The organism is Acidaminococcus intestini DSM 21505, assembly GCF_000425045.1.
Classification (GTDB): Bacteria; Bacillota; Negativicutes; order Acidaminococcales; family Acidaminococcaceae; genus Acidaminococcus; species Acidaminococcus intestini.
In genome coordinates, this window is the sequence record NZ_AULA01000030.1 from 16,781 (window position 1) to 33,203 (window position 16,423).

General features: G+C 47.7%; 9 protein-coding genes and 1 pseudogene. 5 read left to right on the plus strand and 5 right to left on the minus strand.

Going from position 1 to position 16,423, the window contains the following annotated elements; translation table 11 throughout:
* Positions 1-703: 703 nt before the first annotated feature.
* The 4 genes from nifJ to H503_RS0108865 all read right to left on the minus strand — a co-directional run bounded on the left by nifJ (position 704) and on the right by H503_RS0108865 (position 9,081).
* Positions 704-4,207 (minus strand): pyruvate:ferredoxin (flavodoxin) oxidoreductase, encoded by a 3,504-nt coding sequence (gene nifJ / locus H503_RS0108840; RefSeq protein ID WP_026385679.1) that lies wholly within the window; start codon positions 4,205-4,207, stop codon positions 704-706.
* Between the two features lie 1,237 nt (positions 4,208-5,444).
* A complete protein-coding gene (locus H503_RS0108855; protein ID WP_009015344.1) occupies positions 5,445-6,698 on the minus strand; it encodes an S-layer homology domain-containing protein in 1,254 nt (417 codons plus the stop codon).
* A 76-nt stretch (positions 6,699-6,774) separates the two neighbouring features.
* Positions 6,775-8,025: an Nramp family divalent metal transporter gene (locus H503_RS11980; RefSeq protein ID WP_035196243.1), complete on the minus strand. Its 1,251-nt coding sequence runs from the start codon at positions 8,023-8,025 to the stop codon at positions 6,775-6,777.
* Positions 8,026-8,109: 84 nt separating this feature from the next.
* Entirely contained in the window at positions 8,110-9,081 is a 972-nt protein-coding gene (locus tag H503_RS0108865; protein WP_009015342.1) for a dihydrodipicolinate synthase family protein, read from the minus strand.
* 253 nt (positions 9,082-9,334) lie between these two features.
* Between H503_RS0108865 and H503_RS0108870 the strand changes: the two genes are divergently transcribed.
* On the plus strand, positions 9,335-10,330 hold the full coding sequence (locus tag H503_RS0108870; RefSeq protein ID WP_009015341.1) for a LacI family DNA-binding transcriptional regulator: 996 nt from the start codon (positions 9,335-9,337) through the stop codon (positions 10,328-10,330).
* Positions 10,331-11,108: 778 nt separating this feature from the next.
* Here H503_RS0108870 and H503_RS0108880 read toward each other — a convergent pair.
* Positions 11,109-12,032 carry a LysR family transcriptional regulator gene (locus H503_RS0108880; protein WP_016459956.1) on the minus strand — a complete coding sequence of 308 codons (924 nt, stop codon included), beginning with the start codon at positions 12,030-12,032 and terminating at the stop codon, positions 11,109-11,111.
* 180 nt (positions 12,033-12,212) lie between these two features.
* On the opposite strand from H503_RS0108880, the gene H503_RS0108885 reads away from it, so the two are divergent.
* The 4 genes and pseudogenes from H503_RS0108885 to H503_RS12990 all read left to right on the plus strand — a co-directional run.
* Positions 12,213-13,397 (plus strand): M20 family metallopeptidase, encoded by a 1,185-nt coding sequence (locus H503_RS0108885; RefSeq protein WP_009015339.1) that lies wholly within the window; start codon positions 12,213-12,215, stop codon positions 13,395-13,397.
* Entirely contained in the window at positions 13,394-14,821 is a 1,428-nt protein-coding gene (locus H503_RS0108890) for a YfcC family protein (RefSeq protein ID WP_014129116.1), read from the plus strand. The genes H503_RS0108885 and H503_RS0108890 overlap by 4 nt, the downstream gene beginning before the upstream one ends.
* A 21-nt stretch (positions 14,822-14,842) precedes the next feature.
* A complete protein-coding gene (locus H503_RS0108895) occupies positions 14,843-16,045 on the plus strand; it encodes a M20 family metallopeptidase (RefSeq protein WP_009015337.1) in 1,203 nt (400 codons plus the stop codon).
* A gap of 237 nt (positions 16,046-16,282) precedes the next feature.
* Positions 16,283-16,423 (plus strand): annotated as a pseudogene (locus tag H503_RS12990) (ISL3 family transposase); the annotation flags it as partial.

The following is a 16,423-nucleotide window of genomic DNA, read 5'->3' on the forward strand; positions in this document are numbered from 1 at the left end:
ATTGAGGGGGAGAAGGCACTTTGAGGCCGGCGCCAAACCGTCTTCCTATTGGTCGTGGGCGCCGAATTAAATCCGCCCTTAAACATGTTTCTCGGACTTCCGCTCCAAAAGCGTCCTTCGAAACCCGGGCGGATATGCCTCTCTAGCCGCTCGCAAGGAAACGTCGCTGCGCTCCTCATCCACCACCGAAAGGGCACGCGTGCCTCATTTTAATGAGGCAACATGCGGCTTTCGGTCCCCCGCCTTGGCGGGGCGGATCGACTCTACGAGTCGAGTTCTAAGGCGAAAAGACCCGACAGGAACGGTTCGATGCAGGAGCACCGAACCTAAAGAAAAAAATAAAAAAGTAAGCCTTACCCCGAATCAAAGCGTGTTTTCGGGTTAAGTCTTTTTAGTTGATTCTGCATAGTTTGCTATCAATGACCTTCTATTGGCTTTTCTATACTAAGTACAAAAATCACTAGGCAATACCTTTATTCTCAGCACGAACTGCCTCCGAATCTTTTGCCTTAGAGACGGCGAATGCCGATCCGCCCGTAGGGTGGTTTGGGGCGGCACCTCCTGGTCTTTTCCCTTACGGTCTTTTAGTACCGTATGTGCGAGAAAGCTAGAGCCGCAGGCTCGTGGCAGCCTCACACCAAAAAACGCAGCGCCCAGTGGACGCTGCGTTTTACATTACCTCACTCTTTATCCGAGCTTTTCTTCATTCTGCATCGAGCCGTTCGTACAGGGCTCTCCGCGCCATGGCATCTTCCTTGGTCTTTTTGAAGAGTTCCTTTGCGACATCGGGGAATTCGTGTTCGAGGGAGGCATAGCGGACTTCTCCACGGAGGAAGGCTTCAAAATCACCTGTCGGGGCCTTGCTGTCAAGGAAGAAGGACTTCTTGCCTTCAGCCTTGAGCTGCGGGTTATATCGATAGTTGATCCAGTAGCCGCATTCCACAGCCGCCTTGGCTTCCATGAAGGAATGATCCATACCGCGTTTGATGCCGTGGTTGATGCACGGTGCATAGCAGATGATTAGCGACGGTCCCGGATAGGCTTCGGCTTCCTTGATGGCTTTGATGGCCTGGTTCTTGTCATAGCCGAGGTTGATCTGGGCCACATAGACGTAGCCATAGCTCATGGCCATCATGCCCAGGTCCTTCTTCTTTGTCCGTTTGCCGCTGGCGGCAAATTTGGCAACCGCTGCCGTCGGCGTCGATTTGCTCGATTGTCCGCCCGTGTTGGAGTAGACCTCCGTATCAAAGACGAGGATATTGACATCGCGGTTCATGGCAAGGACATGGTCTACGCCGCCGTAGCCGATATCATAAGCCCAGCCGTCGCCGCCAAAGACCCACTGGGAACGTTTGACAAAGTAGATCTTATTTTCGTAGAGGTGCTCCAGCGTTTCATTGCCGGCCTTTTCTTTCTCGAGGAGGTCTGTCAGGCGATCGGCCCGTTCACGGCTCCCTTCCCCTTCATCGCGGTGGCAGATCCAGTCTTCCATGGCATTTTTGAGTTCCGTGGAAATCTGGCCTTCTTCAATGAGCCCCGTCATGATATCCGTGATCTGCTTGCGGCAGGCCTGGGTGCCCAGATGCATGCCAAGTCCGTATTCGGCGTTGTCTTCAAAAAGGGAATTGGCCCAAGTCGGACCATGGCCAGCGGCATTCTTCGTGTACGGCATGCTCGGTGCGGAACCGCCCCAGATGGAGGAGCAGCCCGAAGCGTTGGCAATCATCATGCGGTCACCAAAGAGCTGGGTTACGAGCTTGGCGTACGGCGTTTCACCGCAGCCGGCGCAGGCGCCGGAAAATTCAAGAAGCGGCTTTTCAAACTGGCTGCCCTTTAAGGTGTATTTGTTCATGGGGTTTTTCTTTGGCGTGACGTCTTCCATGAAGTAGTTCCAAGCGTCAGCCAGATGGCGCTGCGTATCAAGCGGTTTGGCCACGAGGGCCTTTTCCTTGGCCGGGCAGGCGTCGATGCAGTTGCGGCAGCCCTGGCAGTCCATGGGCGACACAGCAATGCGGAAATAAAGGTCCTTGGCACCAAGGGCGGGTTTCGCCGGTACGTCGGATTTTTCCATTTCTTCCTTCGTGAGGAGTACCGGTCGGATGGCCGCGTGCGGACAGATGGACGCGCACTGGTTGCACTGGATGCAGTGTTCAATCTGCCATTCCGGTACCATGACAGCAATGCCGCGTTTTTCATATTTTGTCGTGCCTGACGGGAACGTACCGTTGGCCTGATCCATGAGCTGCCCGACGGAAAGGGTATTGCCTTCCTGCTGGTTCATGGGCATCATGATTTGATCGACAAAGGCGTTGCCTGTCTTCGGATAGAGCTCTTCGTCCGTGCAGTCCTTCCAGGCTTCAGGAACCGTGACCTTGACGAGATTCTTGACGCCGGCTTCGACAGCGCGGCCGTTCATGTCGACCACATCTTGGCCTTTCTTGCCGTAGGTATGTTCAATGGATTCCTTGAGGTAGGCGACAGCGTCGTCGATGGGAATGATATCAGCCAGTTTGAAGAAGGCTGCCTGCATGATCATGTTGATGCGACCGCCAAGACCGATCTCGCGGGCAATCTTCACGGCATCGATGGTGTAGAAGTTGACCTTCTTTTCAGCAATGACGCGTTTGAGCTGACCGGGCAGACGCGTATCGAGTTCTTCCCCGCTCCAGCCGCAGTTGAGGAGGAACGTGCCGCCTTCCTTGATTCCATTTAGCACATTGTAGAGACGGACATAGGACGGATTGTGGACGGCGATGTAGTCCGCGAAGTTGATGAGGAACGGCATATGGATGGGATCGTGACCAAAGCGCAGGTGGGAAATGGTGATGCCGCCGGATTTTTTGGAGTCATAGGCAAAATAGCCCTGGGCATACATGTCCGTCTTGTCGCCAATGATTTTGATGGCACTCTTGTTGGCGCCGACCGTGCCGTCGCTCCCAAGGCCCCAGAAAAGGCAGCTGCGCGTACCCTTGGGCGTAATGTCGAGGGATTTTTCCTTTTTAAGCGACGTGTGGGTCACATCATCGACGATGCCCACCGTAAAGTGGTTCTTTGGCGCATCAAGTTTCAGGTTGTCAAAGACAGCGAGAACGTCGCCGGGATAAAATTCCTTGCTGCCCATGCCATAGCGTCCGCCTACAATGACAGGACGGCGGTCACTTTCATAGAAGGCATTGCGCACATCAAGATAGAGCGGTTCCCCGTCGGAGCCCGGTTCCTTCGTGCGGTCCAAAACGGCAATCTTTTTCACCGTTTCCGGAAGGGCGGAGAGGAAGTGTTTCACGGAGAACGGCCGATAAAGGTGGACATTGAGGACACCGACTTTTTCGCCTTGACCAGCAAGGATCTTCACTACTTCCTCAGCCGTCTGGGCACCGCTTCCCATGAGGATGATGACCCGTTCGGCATCAGGCGCACCGGTGTAGTTGAAAAGCTGATAGTCGCGCCCTGTGAGTTTGCTGATTTCCTTCATGTAGCCATCAACCACTTCCGGTAGGGCTTCATAGAATTGATTCACGGCCTCGCGGGTCTGGAAGTAGATGTCCGGGTTTTGGGCCGTACCGCGGATGACTGGTGTATCGGGGTTCATGGATTCCCGGCGGAAGCGAGCGAGGGCGTCCTGGTCCACCAATTTTTTGAGATCATCATAATCAAGGAGCTCAACCTTCTGGATTTCGTGGGACGTACGGAACCCATCAAAGAAGTTGAGGAAGGGAACGCGGCCGCGGATAGCCGACAGGTGGCATACGGCCGAAAGATCGAGGACCTCCTGGACACCAGCGCAGGCCATCATGGCAAATCCCGTCTGACGGCAGGCCATGACGTCACTGTGGTCACCAAAGATATTGAGGGAGCTCGTTGCAATCGTACGGGCTGCCACTTGGAATACGCCGGGGAGCAGTTCGCCGGCAATCTTGAACATATTGGGAATCATAAGGAGCAGCCCCTGGGAAGCCGTGTAGGTCGTTGTGAGCGCTCCGGCCTGGAGGCTGCCGTGAACCGTACCGGCGGCACCGCCTTCAGACTGCATTTCCATGAGTTCGACAGGGCGGCCAAACATGTTTTTCTTGCCATAGGCAGCCCATTCATCCGTCACCTCTGCCATGGGGGACGACGGCGTAATGGGGTAGATGGCCGCTACATCACTAAAAGCATAGGATGTATAGGCTGCCGCTGTGTTTCCATCCATCATCTTGGTTTGCTTCATTGTGCGTCTCTCCTTCTTGGTTACACTGGGTCCATGAAATTGAAGTTCAAAAAATGTGATAAAAAATGTAAAACCATGAATGAAAAAATTGCTCTCTTCCTATATGATACCCAAAAAGAAAGAGCCACGCAAGCATAATTGTAATGAAAATTTTGAAAATACAAACGTCTTTACATGCAGGTTAAAAAGACTGTAAAATCGCATTGTGACAAATAAAGTTGAAAGAAAATGAGAAGATTGTAATCTGTGTAAGACCAGAATGTGCGCGGAATAGGGACCGTATTTTAGTGAGGCAGTAACTTAATGAAAAAAGAAAGAAGACCTGGACTTGGACCGTGTCTTTCGGCTCTAGCTGTCAAGCAAAAGACAACATATAGGCCGTGATGCTGCGACGCTGTGTCGCTAAAAGACTGGCCTCAAGCCGCCCGGTCTTTTTCCCTTCGTGTTTTCGTCTTAGAGACGGCGAAAGCCGTTCCGCCTTACCAAGGCGGGGGACCAAAAGCCACTTGATGCTGCGCAGCAGCAGGCAAGTCCTTTTGGTGGTGGATGAGGAGCGGCAGCGACGTCTCATCATGAGCGGCTAGCGAGGAACATTTTTCGATGGGCCAAGACCGCTGCGTGTGGAGCTCCTGCTCCATAGCCGGTCGCAGGACCGTGTTATCGAAAAATCAATTCGGCGCCCACGAACGAAGGGAGGCGGTTTGGCGCCGTGCGTCCGGTCTTTTTCCCATTTACCTTTTTCGAATATGGCTCCAGATGAGCCCAGATGCTAGGAGGTTCGACGCGTTTGACAATACAGATGGACCGATATGGGAACCGTAGGTGAAAAAGGGTTCTTCTATCATCCGAAAAAAACTAAAAGTGCCCCCCCAAGGGCACCATTTTATCTTGGCGTCTTAAAAATGAGATTGTGGTACGGGATCTTTTTACGAAACATCATGCCCCCATTGCTCTCAAAAGAATCTTTTCTTAAGCAATGGGGGCATATAACTTCATTGAATCGGAGCGATTTGTGCGTCGAGTCAAAAATAAAAGGCGATTTAGGTGGAACGCTCCAGTCTTTTTCTCTTGTCTATAGTCACGTCATAACAGGGATTAACCAAGATGATTCTAGATCATTTTTAAAGAAAGATTTCTGTAGCAAGATTGCCGCAGAGGTCATTCTAAAGCGGAGAAAATAGATTGAGAGAACATACAATACAGTGTTGGTAAATGGAATTCCAGCTTTTGAGAATCGTTAGAACGTGACCACGAGCTGAGACCAAAGGGTCCGCGCGTGTTTTTCCGTTTCTTTGCCTTCAAGGTCATAGTATTCAACCTGAGCCACCATATTCTTGGCAAGGGTCAGGTTGCCGCCAACGAGGTAGCCTTTGTAGCCTTCGCCGGCAAATTTCTTCCAGGCGCCGTTCATGGTCGGATTGATTTGGGTTGGTGCACCAAGGTTATAGTATTTGGCAAAGAGGCCCCAAGAACCTGCTTTGGAGGATTTTGCTCCATTCCAGCCCATGTTGATGATATAGCCATCGTCATCCGCATTGGGGTACTTAGTTTTTTTGAGGGAATCGTCATCCCCTTTGAGATACATGGCGCCAACCTTGAACTTTCCAACTTTGTAGTTGGCACGGGTGTTCCAAATGGTGTTGTCGCCGTTTACCATGACCTGCTGATTATTATTTTTAATGAACTCAGCAGCAAGGTCCCAATTACCCCATGTTTCACCCAATTCTGTTTCAACAAACGTGTCAGCGACAGCTTTGGAAGACCCTTGTTTGACAGCTCCAGACCAACCGTAGGCCCCAATATTTGCCATCTTTCCATATTCAGCCTTAAGGTAAGCATCGCCAAAAGGAACAGAAGCACGAACACTGTCAACACGCATAGAATAGATATCAGAATCCCCATAATCTGCATGCTGGCGACCTGCAGAGATGTTTACAACTCCAATATTGCCTTTGAGGAATGCTCTCTGAAAATCGGTATCACTGTCTCCAGATTCATTCTTCCCTTCAAAAAACTGATTGTTTTCTAACATGGCAACATAGTGCCAATTATCATTGACTTCACCTGTAAAGAAGAGCCTGGAACGAAGTTGTGACTTGCTGTCGCCGCCAAATCCTCCGGTTGTATTAGCGTAACTCATTCGGATATTACCCGTAATTTTAACATTATCGGCGTTTTTTTCAAGCTTTGCTACGCATACTCCAAGGTTGTCAAGTTCATCAGCAAATTCACCGACCAATTTATCATCAGCACCGATAGTACCTTTAGCAAGGGCCTTTGCAATAATTTGGGCCATTTCATAACGAGTCATGGTACGGATCCCTTTATAATTTCCATCGGGATAACCATCTACGATTCCTGCTGCAGCAAGTTTAGCAACAGCCGCATAAGCCCAGTGGCCGGCTGGCACATCAGAAAAAGGATTGTCTGCAAAGGCAGTTTCGCTTACCCCTAGGGCTACAGCCATTGCAATAAAGAGTTTCTTGTTCATGAGTATTTCCTCCCCAGGAACATAGTTATTGAGAACCTATCAAATGTGTTCTAACAATCGAGTGGATTAGATTATTTCAACAGCTTGTTTGCCAGAGCAAAATGGTAATTGCTGTTGCAAATATGTAGCATACGGTCATACTGACTTGAAGAAGACGAGGTGCTCTCATGCCAGCGTTAATATCTTTTCGCCACATAAGAAGGGTTACAAAAAAACCCGCTGTTGGTGTACCAATGGAAGTGGCAAGATTTGCTAGGAAAATCAGCTGTGTCGGAGAACCACTGTAAGCAAAGCAAACGATGACACCAAAGAGAATACAAGCAACACAGGTCCAACGGACACGTTTTGACTCAAGACCGACGGACCAATCCATCCCAGCATTGAGAAGTACGACGCCGCGCTGTGTATTACCAAGAAGGCTTGAAAAAGCAGCCCCCAGGAGGGCAAGCCCCATAACTGGATTGGCAAAAGTGCCAAGGACCGGTTTCAACATGGCCGCCATCTGGGCCGGTGCCTTGATTTTGAGGCCTGCCGGGTGAAGGACGATAGCACCAACCGTAACGATGGCTCCAGAAATGAGAATAACTGTAATGACATGGGCAATGCCGTCAGCAAACATGGTGCCGTTAAAGAGGTCTTCTTTCTTCCATTTCTTTTCTGCTCCCAAATAGGTTCCGTAAACGCCGGCAGTGATGGCGGCGTGAGTACTGATGAAAGCGAGTGAGTGAAGTAGACTGCCTTGAGGAAATTGCCAATGTGTGATCCCCGTAAAGAAGGGCCCTGCGGCTGGGCCACCAGAAGCAATGAGGGTTGCATAAAAGGCAATGATCATGCCCATAATGCAGAGAAGAACCCCTTTTTCTACCTTGGAATATGTATTTTTTGAAAAATACATAAGAAGGAGGATGGCAATCATAATGAGGGCGCCTACTTTCCAGTTAATGCCGAAAATGAGATTCATTCCGGCTCCACTCCCTGAAATATTACCAAAAGTGAAAAAAAGACAGGAAAAGAAAAGGCAGATCCCGACAAAAGCAGCGGCACCTTTTCCATAATAATGACGAATTGCATGTATGATGGGCATGCCTGTCAACATGCAGATACGGTAGCAGGAAAGCATAAAGGTAATGCCCATGATGAAAATGGGGATGAAGAGCCAAAGCATTTGGTAGCCATAGTTGGCACCTAGCATAGACGCTGTTGTAATGGCTCCCGGACCAATGACAACACCGGTTAAGATGATACCTGGGCCAATTCGTTTGAGAAGTTCACCGAAAGAGAGTGTGGGAACCGTATCAGGATCGAATCCAAGTTTATCAATATACATAATAATCCGTCCTTTTCGAATATGAAAAACGGTGCACAGCATTTCTCACTGTGCACCGTAAAACTTCGCTGGCATCAGCGGCGATTATTTTTCGTACGGAGTCATATCAACTTTGGGAAGACCGCTCTTCTTGAGGCCCATAGCAATCCAGTCTTTTTCTTCCTGATCAAGCGGCAGAACCGGTTTTCTCATGAGGCCGGATTTGAAAACGCCTCTTTGAACCAGCGCTTCCTTCAAACGGGCATGAGCTTCACCGGAAGGCTGGCCGCCGCCATAGATAGCTTGGGAAATCGGGTAGATGCGATCAGACCATTCCTGAGCTTCCTTGAGAGTGTGTTTTTCAGAATGGGAGAAGACTTCCCAAGCACCGGTAATAAGTTCAGGTACGCAGCCGGCAAAACCTATTAAAGCACCATCCATACCCGTGAACCAAGTGACGCAAAGCGTTTCATCGTGGCAGGTGATGAGGGATACATCCGGGCATTCCTTGCGGAGTTCGCGAACATCATGTTCATAGATGGCCGTTACACGAGTACCCATTTTAATGGCCTTAACATGGGGGATTTCTTTAACCATTTTGATCAAGGTTTCTACCGGATAGAAAGCCTTGCTTGTAGCAGGATAGAGGTGGATGATGATGTCGATATCAGCACCTTCAGCAACATCTTTGACATATTCGAACGGAGCATCCTTGTGCATGCCGAAGCGAAGCCACATATGAGGCGGCATAAGAAGGATGCCATCAGCACCGGCTTCCTTAGCTTCCTTAGCCATTTCGATGCTTTCAGCCGTGTTTTCACAGTTCACACCGGAGATGATCGTCATGATATCGCCACATTCTTCGGAGCAGATTTCAACGACGCGTTTCCTTTCAGCACGGGTAAGACCTGTAATTTCGCCCGTATGACCGTTACAGACAAGGCCTTTAATTCCCTTGTTATAGAACGTCTTAATCCAGCGCAGATAAGCGCGGAATTCTGGTTCATTGATCGTATAGTCATTGTTCAAAGGAACAGCAACCGCCGGGAAAATTGTTTTGAAATGTTTTTCTTTCATGGTAACATCCTCCTTAATTCTTTGCACTCTATTTAATGCAATCGTTTGTATTTCCGATGGCTTTTTTATACCACGAAGAATAGAATAGCGTCAATATTTTCTGATATTTCCGCAATTTATTGCAAAGTATTTTTAGGTGAATCTTAAGTATTAAAGCCAATTTTAGAACTTTTTCTTTATTATTCCGTTGTAAAAATTCAAAATTTATGATATATAGTAAATATGCAAACGTTTTCAGAAAAGAGGTGGCTTTATGCCAACTTTAAGGGATGTCGCAAAACTTGCCTGCTGTGATGTGAGCACTGTTTCGCGGGCTCTTAATAACAACCCCTGTGTCCATGCCGAAACGAAAAAGCGTATTATGGCTGCAGTAGAAAAGCTCTCATATCGTCCTAATCTTCTAGCCAAAGGACTCCGCCAAGGTAAGCGTCATTCGGTCGGAATTGTCGTACCTCACCTGCATCTATCAGTATTTTCCATGATTGCTCAATCCATTGAAGCAACACTTCGGGAAGCAGGGTATTCCGCGTTTTTGTGCAGTGTTGAAGATAATCCCATTGCCGAAAGAGATAGTCTCAATCGTCTGCGCAATGGCCTTGTAGATGGCATTATTATTGCTGGAACAGGAAAAAATAAAAATCTTATCCGTGATATCCATAGTTCACGACTAGCCATTACACAAGTTATCCGTGTCCAGGACAATACACTTAATAGCGTCACTGTTGATTATTATAAATGTGGATATGAGGCAGTCCATTTCCTCTATAAGAAAGGTTGTCGTCATATTGGGCTTATTACGGGGTCGCTCAAGCTTTCTCCATATAAATTTCGCTTCCAAGGATATCGAGATGCTATGATGGAGCTTGGAATGCGTGAATTTACGGCGGAAGCGAAGCGATATTCAAATCAACTGGACTACGGATACACATCTACAAAGGAAATGCTCAAAATCCATCCAGAACTAGACGCCATTATTGCTGCTATGGATGCACAGGGGATTGGAGCACTTCGTGCGCTCAAAGAGGCAAGGAAAAAAGTGCCGGGAGATGTACGTGTCATTAGTCTTACAGGTCATGAGTTAGGGAGCATGCTTGAAACAACAATGACTACGATGGAAATGCCTGCAGTGGAAATTGGAAAAAAGGCGGCCCAGCTTGTGCTTGCAGAAATTGAGGCAAACAGTGGCGGAGACGCCCCGGTTGAACGGGTTGTTTATACATCGAAGCTTATCGAACGAGAAAGTACATAAAGAAATAAGAACGCTTCACAAAGCACAGTGAAGCGTTCTTATTCCATGCTTCTACAAAATTCTCCCTCTAAGCGTAAAATGTTTCTCGGTAGGGTATAAATAATCCTTGCAAAATAAAGGGAAGACCCCTATTGTTAAGATCGTGTTGACGACACGAATATCAAAACAAAGGAAGGTCTCCCATGGAAAAGAAGGCTGCTTAGCCATGGCTAGGGCCCTTGCGGGCCTGCAAAATGAAGAGCTGGAAGCCGGCTATTCAGCAAGTTCAAGCCTGTAGAAGCTCCGAAGAGCGCGGAGCTGCGAAAAGCCTTGAGGAACGCGCTGCAAAAAGCTTCTATGGTTCCACATGTGGGAATTAGAAACGGAGGAATTGGTGCGTATACGGCCAGCAGTACAGCCATAGGTCACTTAAGCTCCATTTTTCGCATTTAATTAGGCTGCAACATAATCTTATAGGGGTCTCCCAAGAAAATGTTGACACATACTTTGAATTTCCTCCGTTTTTACGTTGAGAAGCTTTGTGGTAAACTGCTCTAAAGACATTTGTCTTACCTCCTCTGAGAATAGATATATGGATACTTTTATTCTACAGCAGGAGGTTTCATGGATTGTTGTCTGAAAATTCTAATCCGCAATTAGTTTAAAGGGATGACCACACCACAGGATTATTTATATACCTTTTTATATAATAAGTCGGACCTGTACTTCGTATTGAAGTACAGGTCCATTGATTTTTACTGATTTACGGTACGTGAAAATGAAGAGTGATTTATATTCCTTATTGCTCATTGATGAGTTCCCGAATGATTTCGATGCAGTCCTGGACAACAGGATCTCGCGAAAGTCCTCTTGACGTGCAAATGGTAAGCCATGGCACTTGTTTCAGGTCGCCCGTTACAAAGTAAGCAAGGGGCTTTTGCGTATGAAAGGACGTGACATACGATTCCATGGCAAATGCCACACCAAGTTTTTCAGAAGCAAGCTGGATGGCGAGCTGAATGCTTTCCACTTCTTTGATTTCCTTAGGGTGAAACCCGCTGATTTCAAGCAGTTTGTTTTCCTGCCAGCGGATTTGTTGGTGGGGATATTGGAAAAAGATGCAGTCTTGATTGAGTTCCCGTATATCAAGATAGGGATAGGTAAGATCTTCCATTTTGACTGCTTTATGACAGGCCGGGTGTTCCGGAGGAATCGCAAGAAGAAAGTGCTCCCTCTTTAAATGGATGCAGTCAAATAAAGGATTATCTTTATCTTGGACACAGACGATAAGGTCGAGATTGTTTTTCGACAGTGAATTTTCAAGGGCTTGATAATGCCCGTGGATGGAGGAAATTTCAATGTCGGGATGCTTCTTCTTAAATCTCACAAGAAGGGGCGGGATGATCACAGTATTTAAAATGGAGTAGATTCCAATGCGAATCCTCTTGATATGGGCCATTTGCTGACGATAAAGTTTGCGCTCCATTTCTTTTTGCAGCAGAAGGATCTTACGGGCGTAGGTAAGAACAATAGTCCCTTCATCAGTGGGCACAACCTCTGATTTCTTCCTGATAAATAGGGGTGTTCCCAGACTTTTTTCGATATTTTTTACGGCAATACTAAGCGTTGGCTGCGTTACGTATAGCTTTTTAGCTGCTGCACAATAGCTTCCTGTATCAGCAATGGCGCAAATATATTCCATTTGTCTAAAGCTTAAATTCATAGACCTCATCTCCACCCGCCAAATGAAACGTACGTTACAGAATGAATCGCGAATATATAACGTAATTTGCGTTATATAAAGATTATTTATCAATCTCTTGAGAAAAACAATTAGCGCAGTTAGTCTAACTATTTTACAATATTAAGTAATAAAAATCCAATTTGTATAGGGGGAGTCTAGGTGAAGAATACAAGATTATATGATCTGTGCAAAAGATCCTTGCCAGATTATATTAATGTATGGAAGCAACTGGTCAATGTGGACTGCGGCTCTCGGAATGGAAAGGGAATCAACGCGGTTGCCGATGTGTTGATTCGAGAGTTTGAGAAAATAAGCCCTTATTCCATTGAAAAGATTCCCATGGAAAATCCGGAAGAAGGGTGTCATCTTCTCGTTGTTTTTAGGGGAAAAGGCAAGGGAAAGATTATGGCAGCTGCCCATCTTGATACGGTCTTTCCCGAAGGAACAGCTGCCGAAAGGCCGTTTAACATTGAGGGAGACTGGGCAAAGGGCCCTGGTGTGGCAGATTGCAAGAGCGGGGCCAATATGATGCTTTTTGCCATGAAGCATCTCCATGAACTGGGATTCGATGATTATGATCAAATTACGCTTCTTTTTAATGGGGATGAAGAGATCTCATCACCAAGCAGCCGAAAATTAACGGCAGAACTTGCTCCACAGCATGACTGCTATTTGTGCTGTGAATCGGGGCAGGAAGGGGATGGCCTTGTCCGGTCGCGGAAGGGCTCCAACTTACTCCAGCTGCGTGTTACGGGTGTTCCTTCTCATTCCGGAAATGCGCCGAAAAAAGGCGCCAGTGCACTGATGGAAATCCTGCATCAGATCGAAGCCATCAAAAAGTTAGAAGATGTCAGTAGGGGAACAACCCTTAATTTTACGCTTCTAAAGGCAGGAGAGCGGGACAATATCATTCCTTCCCATGCGGAAGCAACAGCGGACCTGCGGGTTGTCGATAAAAGTGAAATTGACCGGGTAGAAAAGGCGGCTCAAGCAATTGCAGCTCGTCCATTGATTCCACAAACAACAGTAGAGGTTCATGTAAAAAGAGGAAATCCTCCCTTTGCTCCCAATACCGGCACGGACCAACTCATTGCACTTGCCCAGAAAATCTATGGAGAATTGGGGAAGACGCTGATTACAAGGTCTGTAGGCGGAGCATCGGATGCAAACTGGGCGGCCGATGCGGGGGCTGTTGCTGTGGACTGCTTTGGCGCTGTCAAAGGTGGCAAGAACCATACGCCGCAGGAATGCGCTTCTGTCAGCAGTGTTGTTCCACGTATGTATCTTTTAAGCCGAATGTTTATGGAACTGGGTAAAGGAACTGCAGTGAAAGGAGTTTCATGATGGATGCTAAGGAAACAGGCCGGGTTCAGCCGGTCAAAGTGATGAATTTCCCTCATACCTTTGTTATTATTCTTGCGATGATTGTTGTAGCATTGATTTTGACGTGGGTTGTACCGGCCGGTATGTATGATTTTATCAAGACACCGTCCGGGCAAAAGGTCGTTGATCCTGCAACGTTCCGATATATCAAAAGTACGGGCATCAATCCTGTCCTTATTCCGCTTTATATCATCAAGTCCTTTAGCAAGCGAATTGACCTCATGATGGTTATTTTCATGGCTGGGTCGGCTTTCCATGTTGTGACGAAGACCGGCGCTTTGCAGGCCATTCTTGCCAAAGGGGCTAAGCGTTTTTCCAATCGTTTGGAAGTCTTCATCCCCGTCTTGACGCTGATCTTTGGCCTTATCTGCACGACGCAGGGCGTCAATACGTTCATCCCCTTTGCACCTGTTATGGTCATGCTCGCTATGGCGATGGGCCTTGACTCCATCACAGGCGAAGCCATTATGGTCCTTGGCGGTGCTATTGGATTTTCCACGGGGACGTTCAACATGTTTACGACCGTGGTGGCGCAAAACATTGCCGAGCTGCCGACTTATTCCGGTCTCTGGTATCGTGCTGTCTGCTTTGTCGTCTTTTATATCGTGACCAATATTTATTTGATCCGGTATGCCAAGAAAATCAAAAAGAATCCGGAAAAGAGCCCGATGTACGATTTGGACCAGCTGACGAAAGATAATGCGGCGACGCTTGACCTTGATAAAACGGGCGAACTTTCCGGAAAGATGATGATTCCCCTTGTTCTCCTTGTCATTGCCTTTGCGGCTATCATTTATGGGGCAATCGTCCTCAAGTGGGGTATGTCCCACATGGCGGCTATTTTCCTTACTTATACAGTTGTGGCAGATCTGATTATTGGAACGAAAGCAAACGATGTCTGCAAGGATATTTTGAACGGAAGCAAGCAAATGCTCGGAGCAACCTTTATTATTGGGATGGCAACAGCTATCAGTGGTATTATGAATGACGGGAAAATTACTTACACGATCGTGCATGCGATGGCAGAAGCCCTTAGCGGATTGCCAGCTATTATCATAGCACCGGGCATGGTGATTGCTAATACAATCATCAATGTTTTCTTGACTTCAGGGAGCGGGCAGGCGGTTGCTGTTATGCCTATTCTTATTCCACTAGCTGATGTGCTGGGCGTTACCCGCCAGACCACCGTCCTTGCCTTTAATTTTGGTGATGGATTCTGTAATTATATCCTGCCGACATCGACCGCCCTTATGGGAACTCTGAGCGTGACCAATATTCCTTATGACCGGTGGATGCGCTTCATGTGGAAACTTTTCCTGATTTGGCTCGTGACGGGCTGCGTCATGACGTTCATTGCCCAAATGATTCATCTGGGGCCCATGTGATAATAAAGGAGATGCAAAAGCATGTTGGAAAAACAGATTGAAACAGCCAATCAGTGGATTGACGCGCACCTTTCGGAACTGACGAAGATGTCTGACACCATCTTTGATCATCCGGAAATCGGTCCGCATGAATATAAGTCGAGCGCCCTTCTTACCCAGTATCTTGAGGACCATGGTTTTGCTGTGACACGTGGGATTGGCTCCTTGGAAACGGCCTTTAGGGCCATTTGGAAAAATGGGGAAGGCGGGCCTAATATCGGCCTTCTGTGTGAGTTTGACGCCCTGCCCGGCATGGGACATGGCTGCGGCCATCAGCTTCAGGGACCCTCTATTTTGGGCGCAGCAAACGCTATCAAGGAAGCCGCCGGAGATAGCCCCTTTACCTTGACCGTATATGGCACGCCGGGCGAGGAAAATATCAGTGGCAAATATATCATGATCAAGGAAGGATGCACCTTTGAGGAACTAGATGTGGCCCTGATGATGCACGGTGGCCCGGCAACGCAGACAGACATCAAGAGTCTTGCAAATGCTGAATATACAGTTACTTATCACGGTAAGGCCGCTCATGCCGCCCTCAAACCGGAAGCCGGGCGAAGCAGCCTTGATGCCATGATGCTTGCTTTTCACGGAATTGAATGCCTGAGGGAACATGTACCTGATGATGTGCGGATTCATTACAATATCATTGATGGAGGCGGTACTGCCGCAAATGTCGTGCCAAGCTTTACGCAGGCTCAGGTCATGGTTCGGGCCGGAACAGTTGGTCTTGTCAAGGAAATCATGAACCGCATGGAAAAAATCTATAACGGAGCAGCTCTGATGACAGAAACAACTGTCAATGCCGAGGTGGGGAAAATTCTTGATAACAAGATTCCGAATCTTACGCTCAATGATCTCCTCATGAAACATGCCAGGGCGCTGAACGCACCTAATTGTCAGTCTGCACGGAAACGGACAGGCTCTACGGACTTTGCTAATGTCATGCACCGTGTTCCGGGCTCCTGTATCCGGGTCGCCTTTGTCCCTGATGGAACCTCTTCCCATTCGCCGGAATTCATTGCGGCCGGTAAATCTGAAGAAGCCCATCAGGCCGTGCAGTTTGGCGCCAAGATCCTTGCTGACGCTGCTCTCGAACTGATTGATGATCCAAAACAGCTAGAAGCTATCCAAAAAGAGTTCAAAGAAAGAAAAGAAGCAGAGGAAAAGAATCCCTCTGCGTAAAATGAAGCCTTGTGCACTTGTCTAAGTCCCATATATGATATAACTGAAAAGGACCTTGCGGTTTATGAAATCGTAAGGTCCTTTTTGGTTCTATAATTTATTTTGGGGCGCTAAAGTGACCGTCCAGATGCGTGTCCTCTCAGCGCCTACTTTTTTTTCAATAAAAAAATAGGCATATGCACTCAAATCCTCTACAATTAAAGTGATCAAACAATAAAGAAAGTGAGTTGAATACATATGCCTTCTCTAGATTATATCGAAAAATTAACAGGAATTAAAGAGGAATGGATTCAAAATTTAAAGGAAACGGAATCAGCCTTGGTTTTAGCGGTTCAGCTGCCGCCTCAAGAACACATCTGCCCTCATTGTAAGGCCACT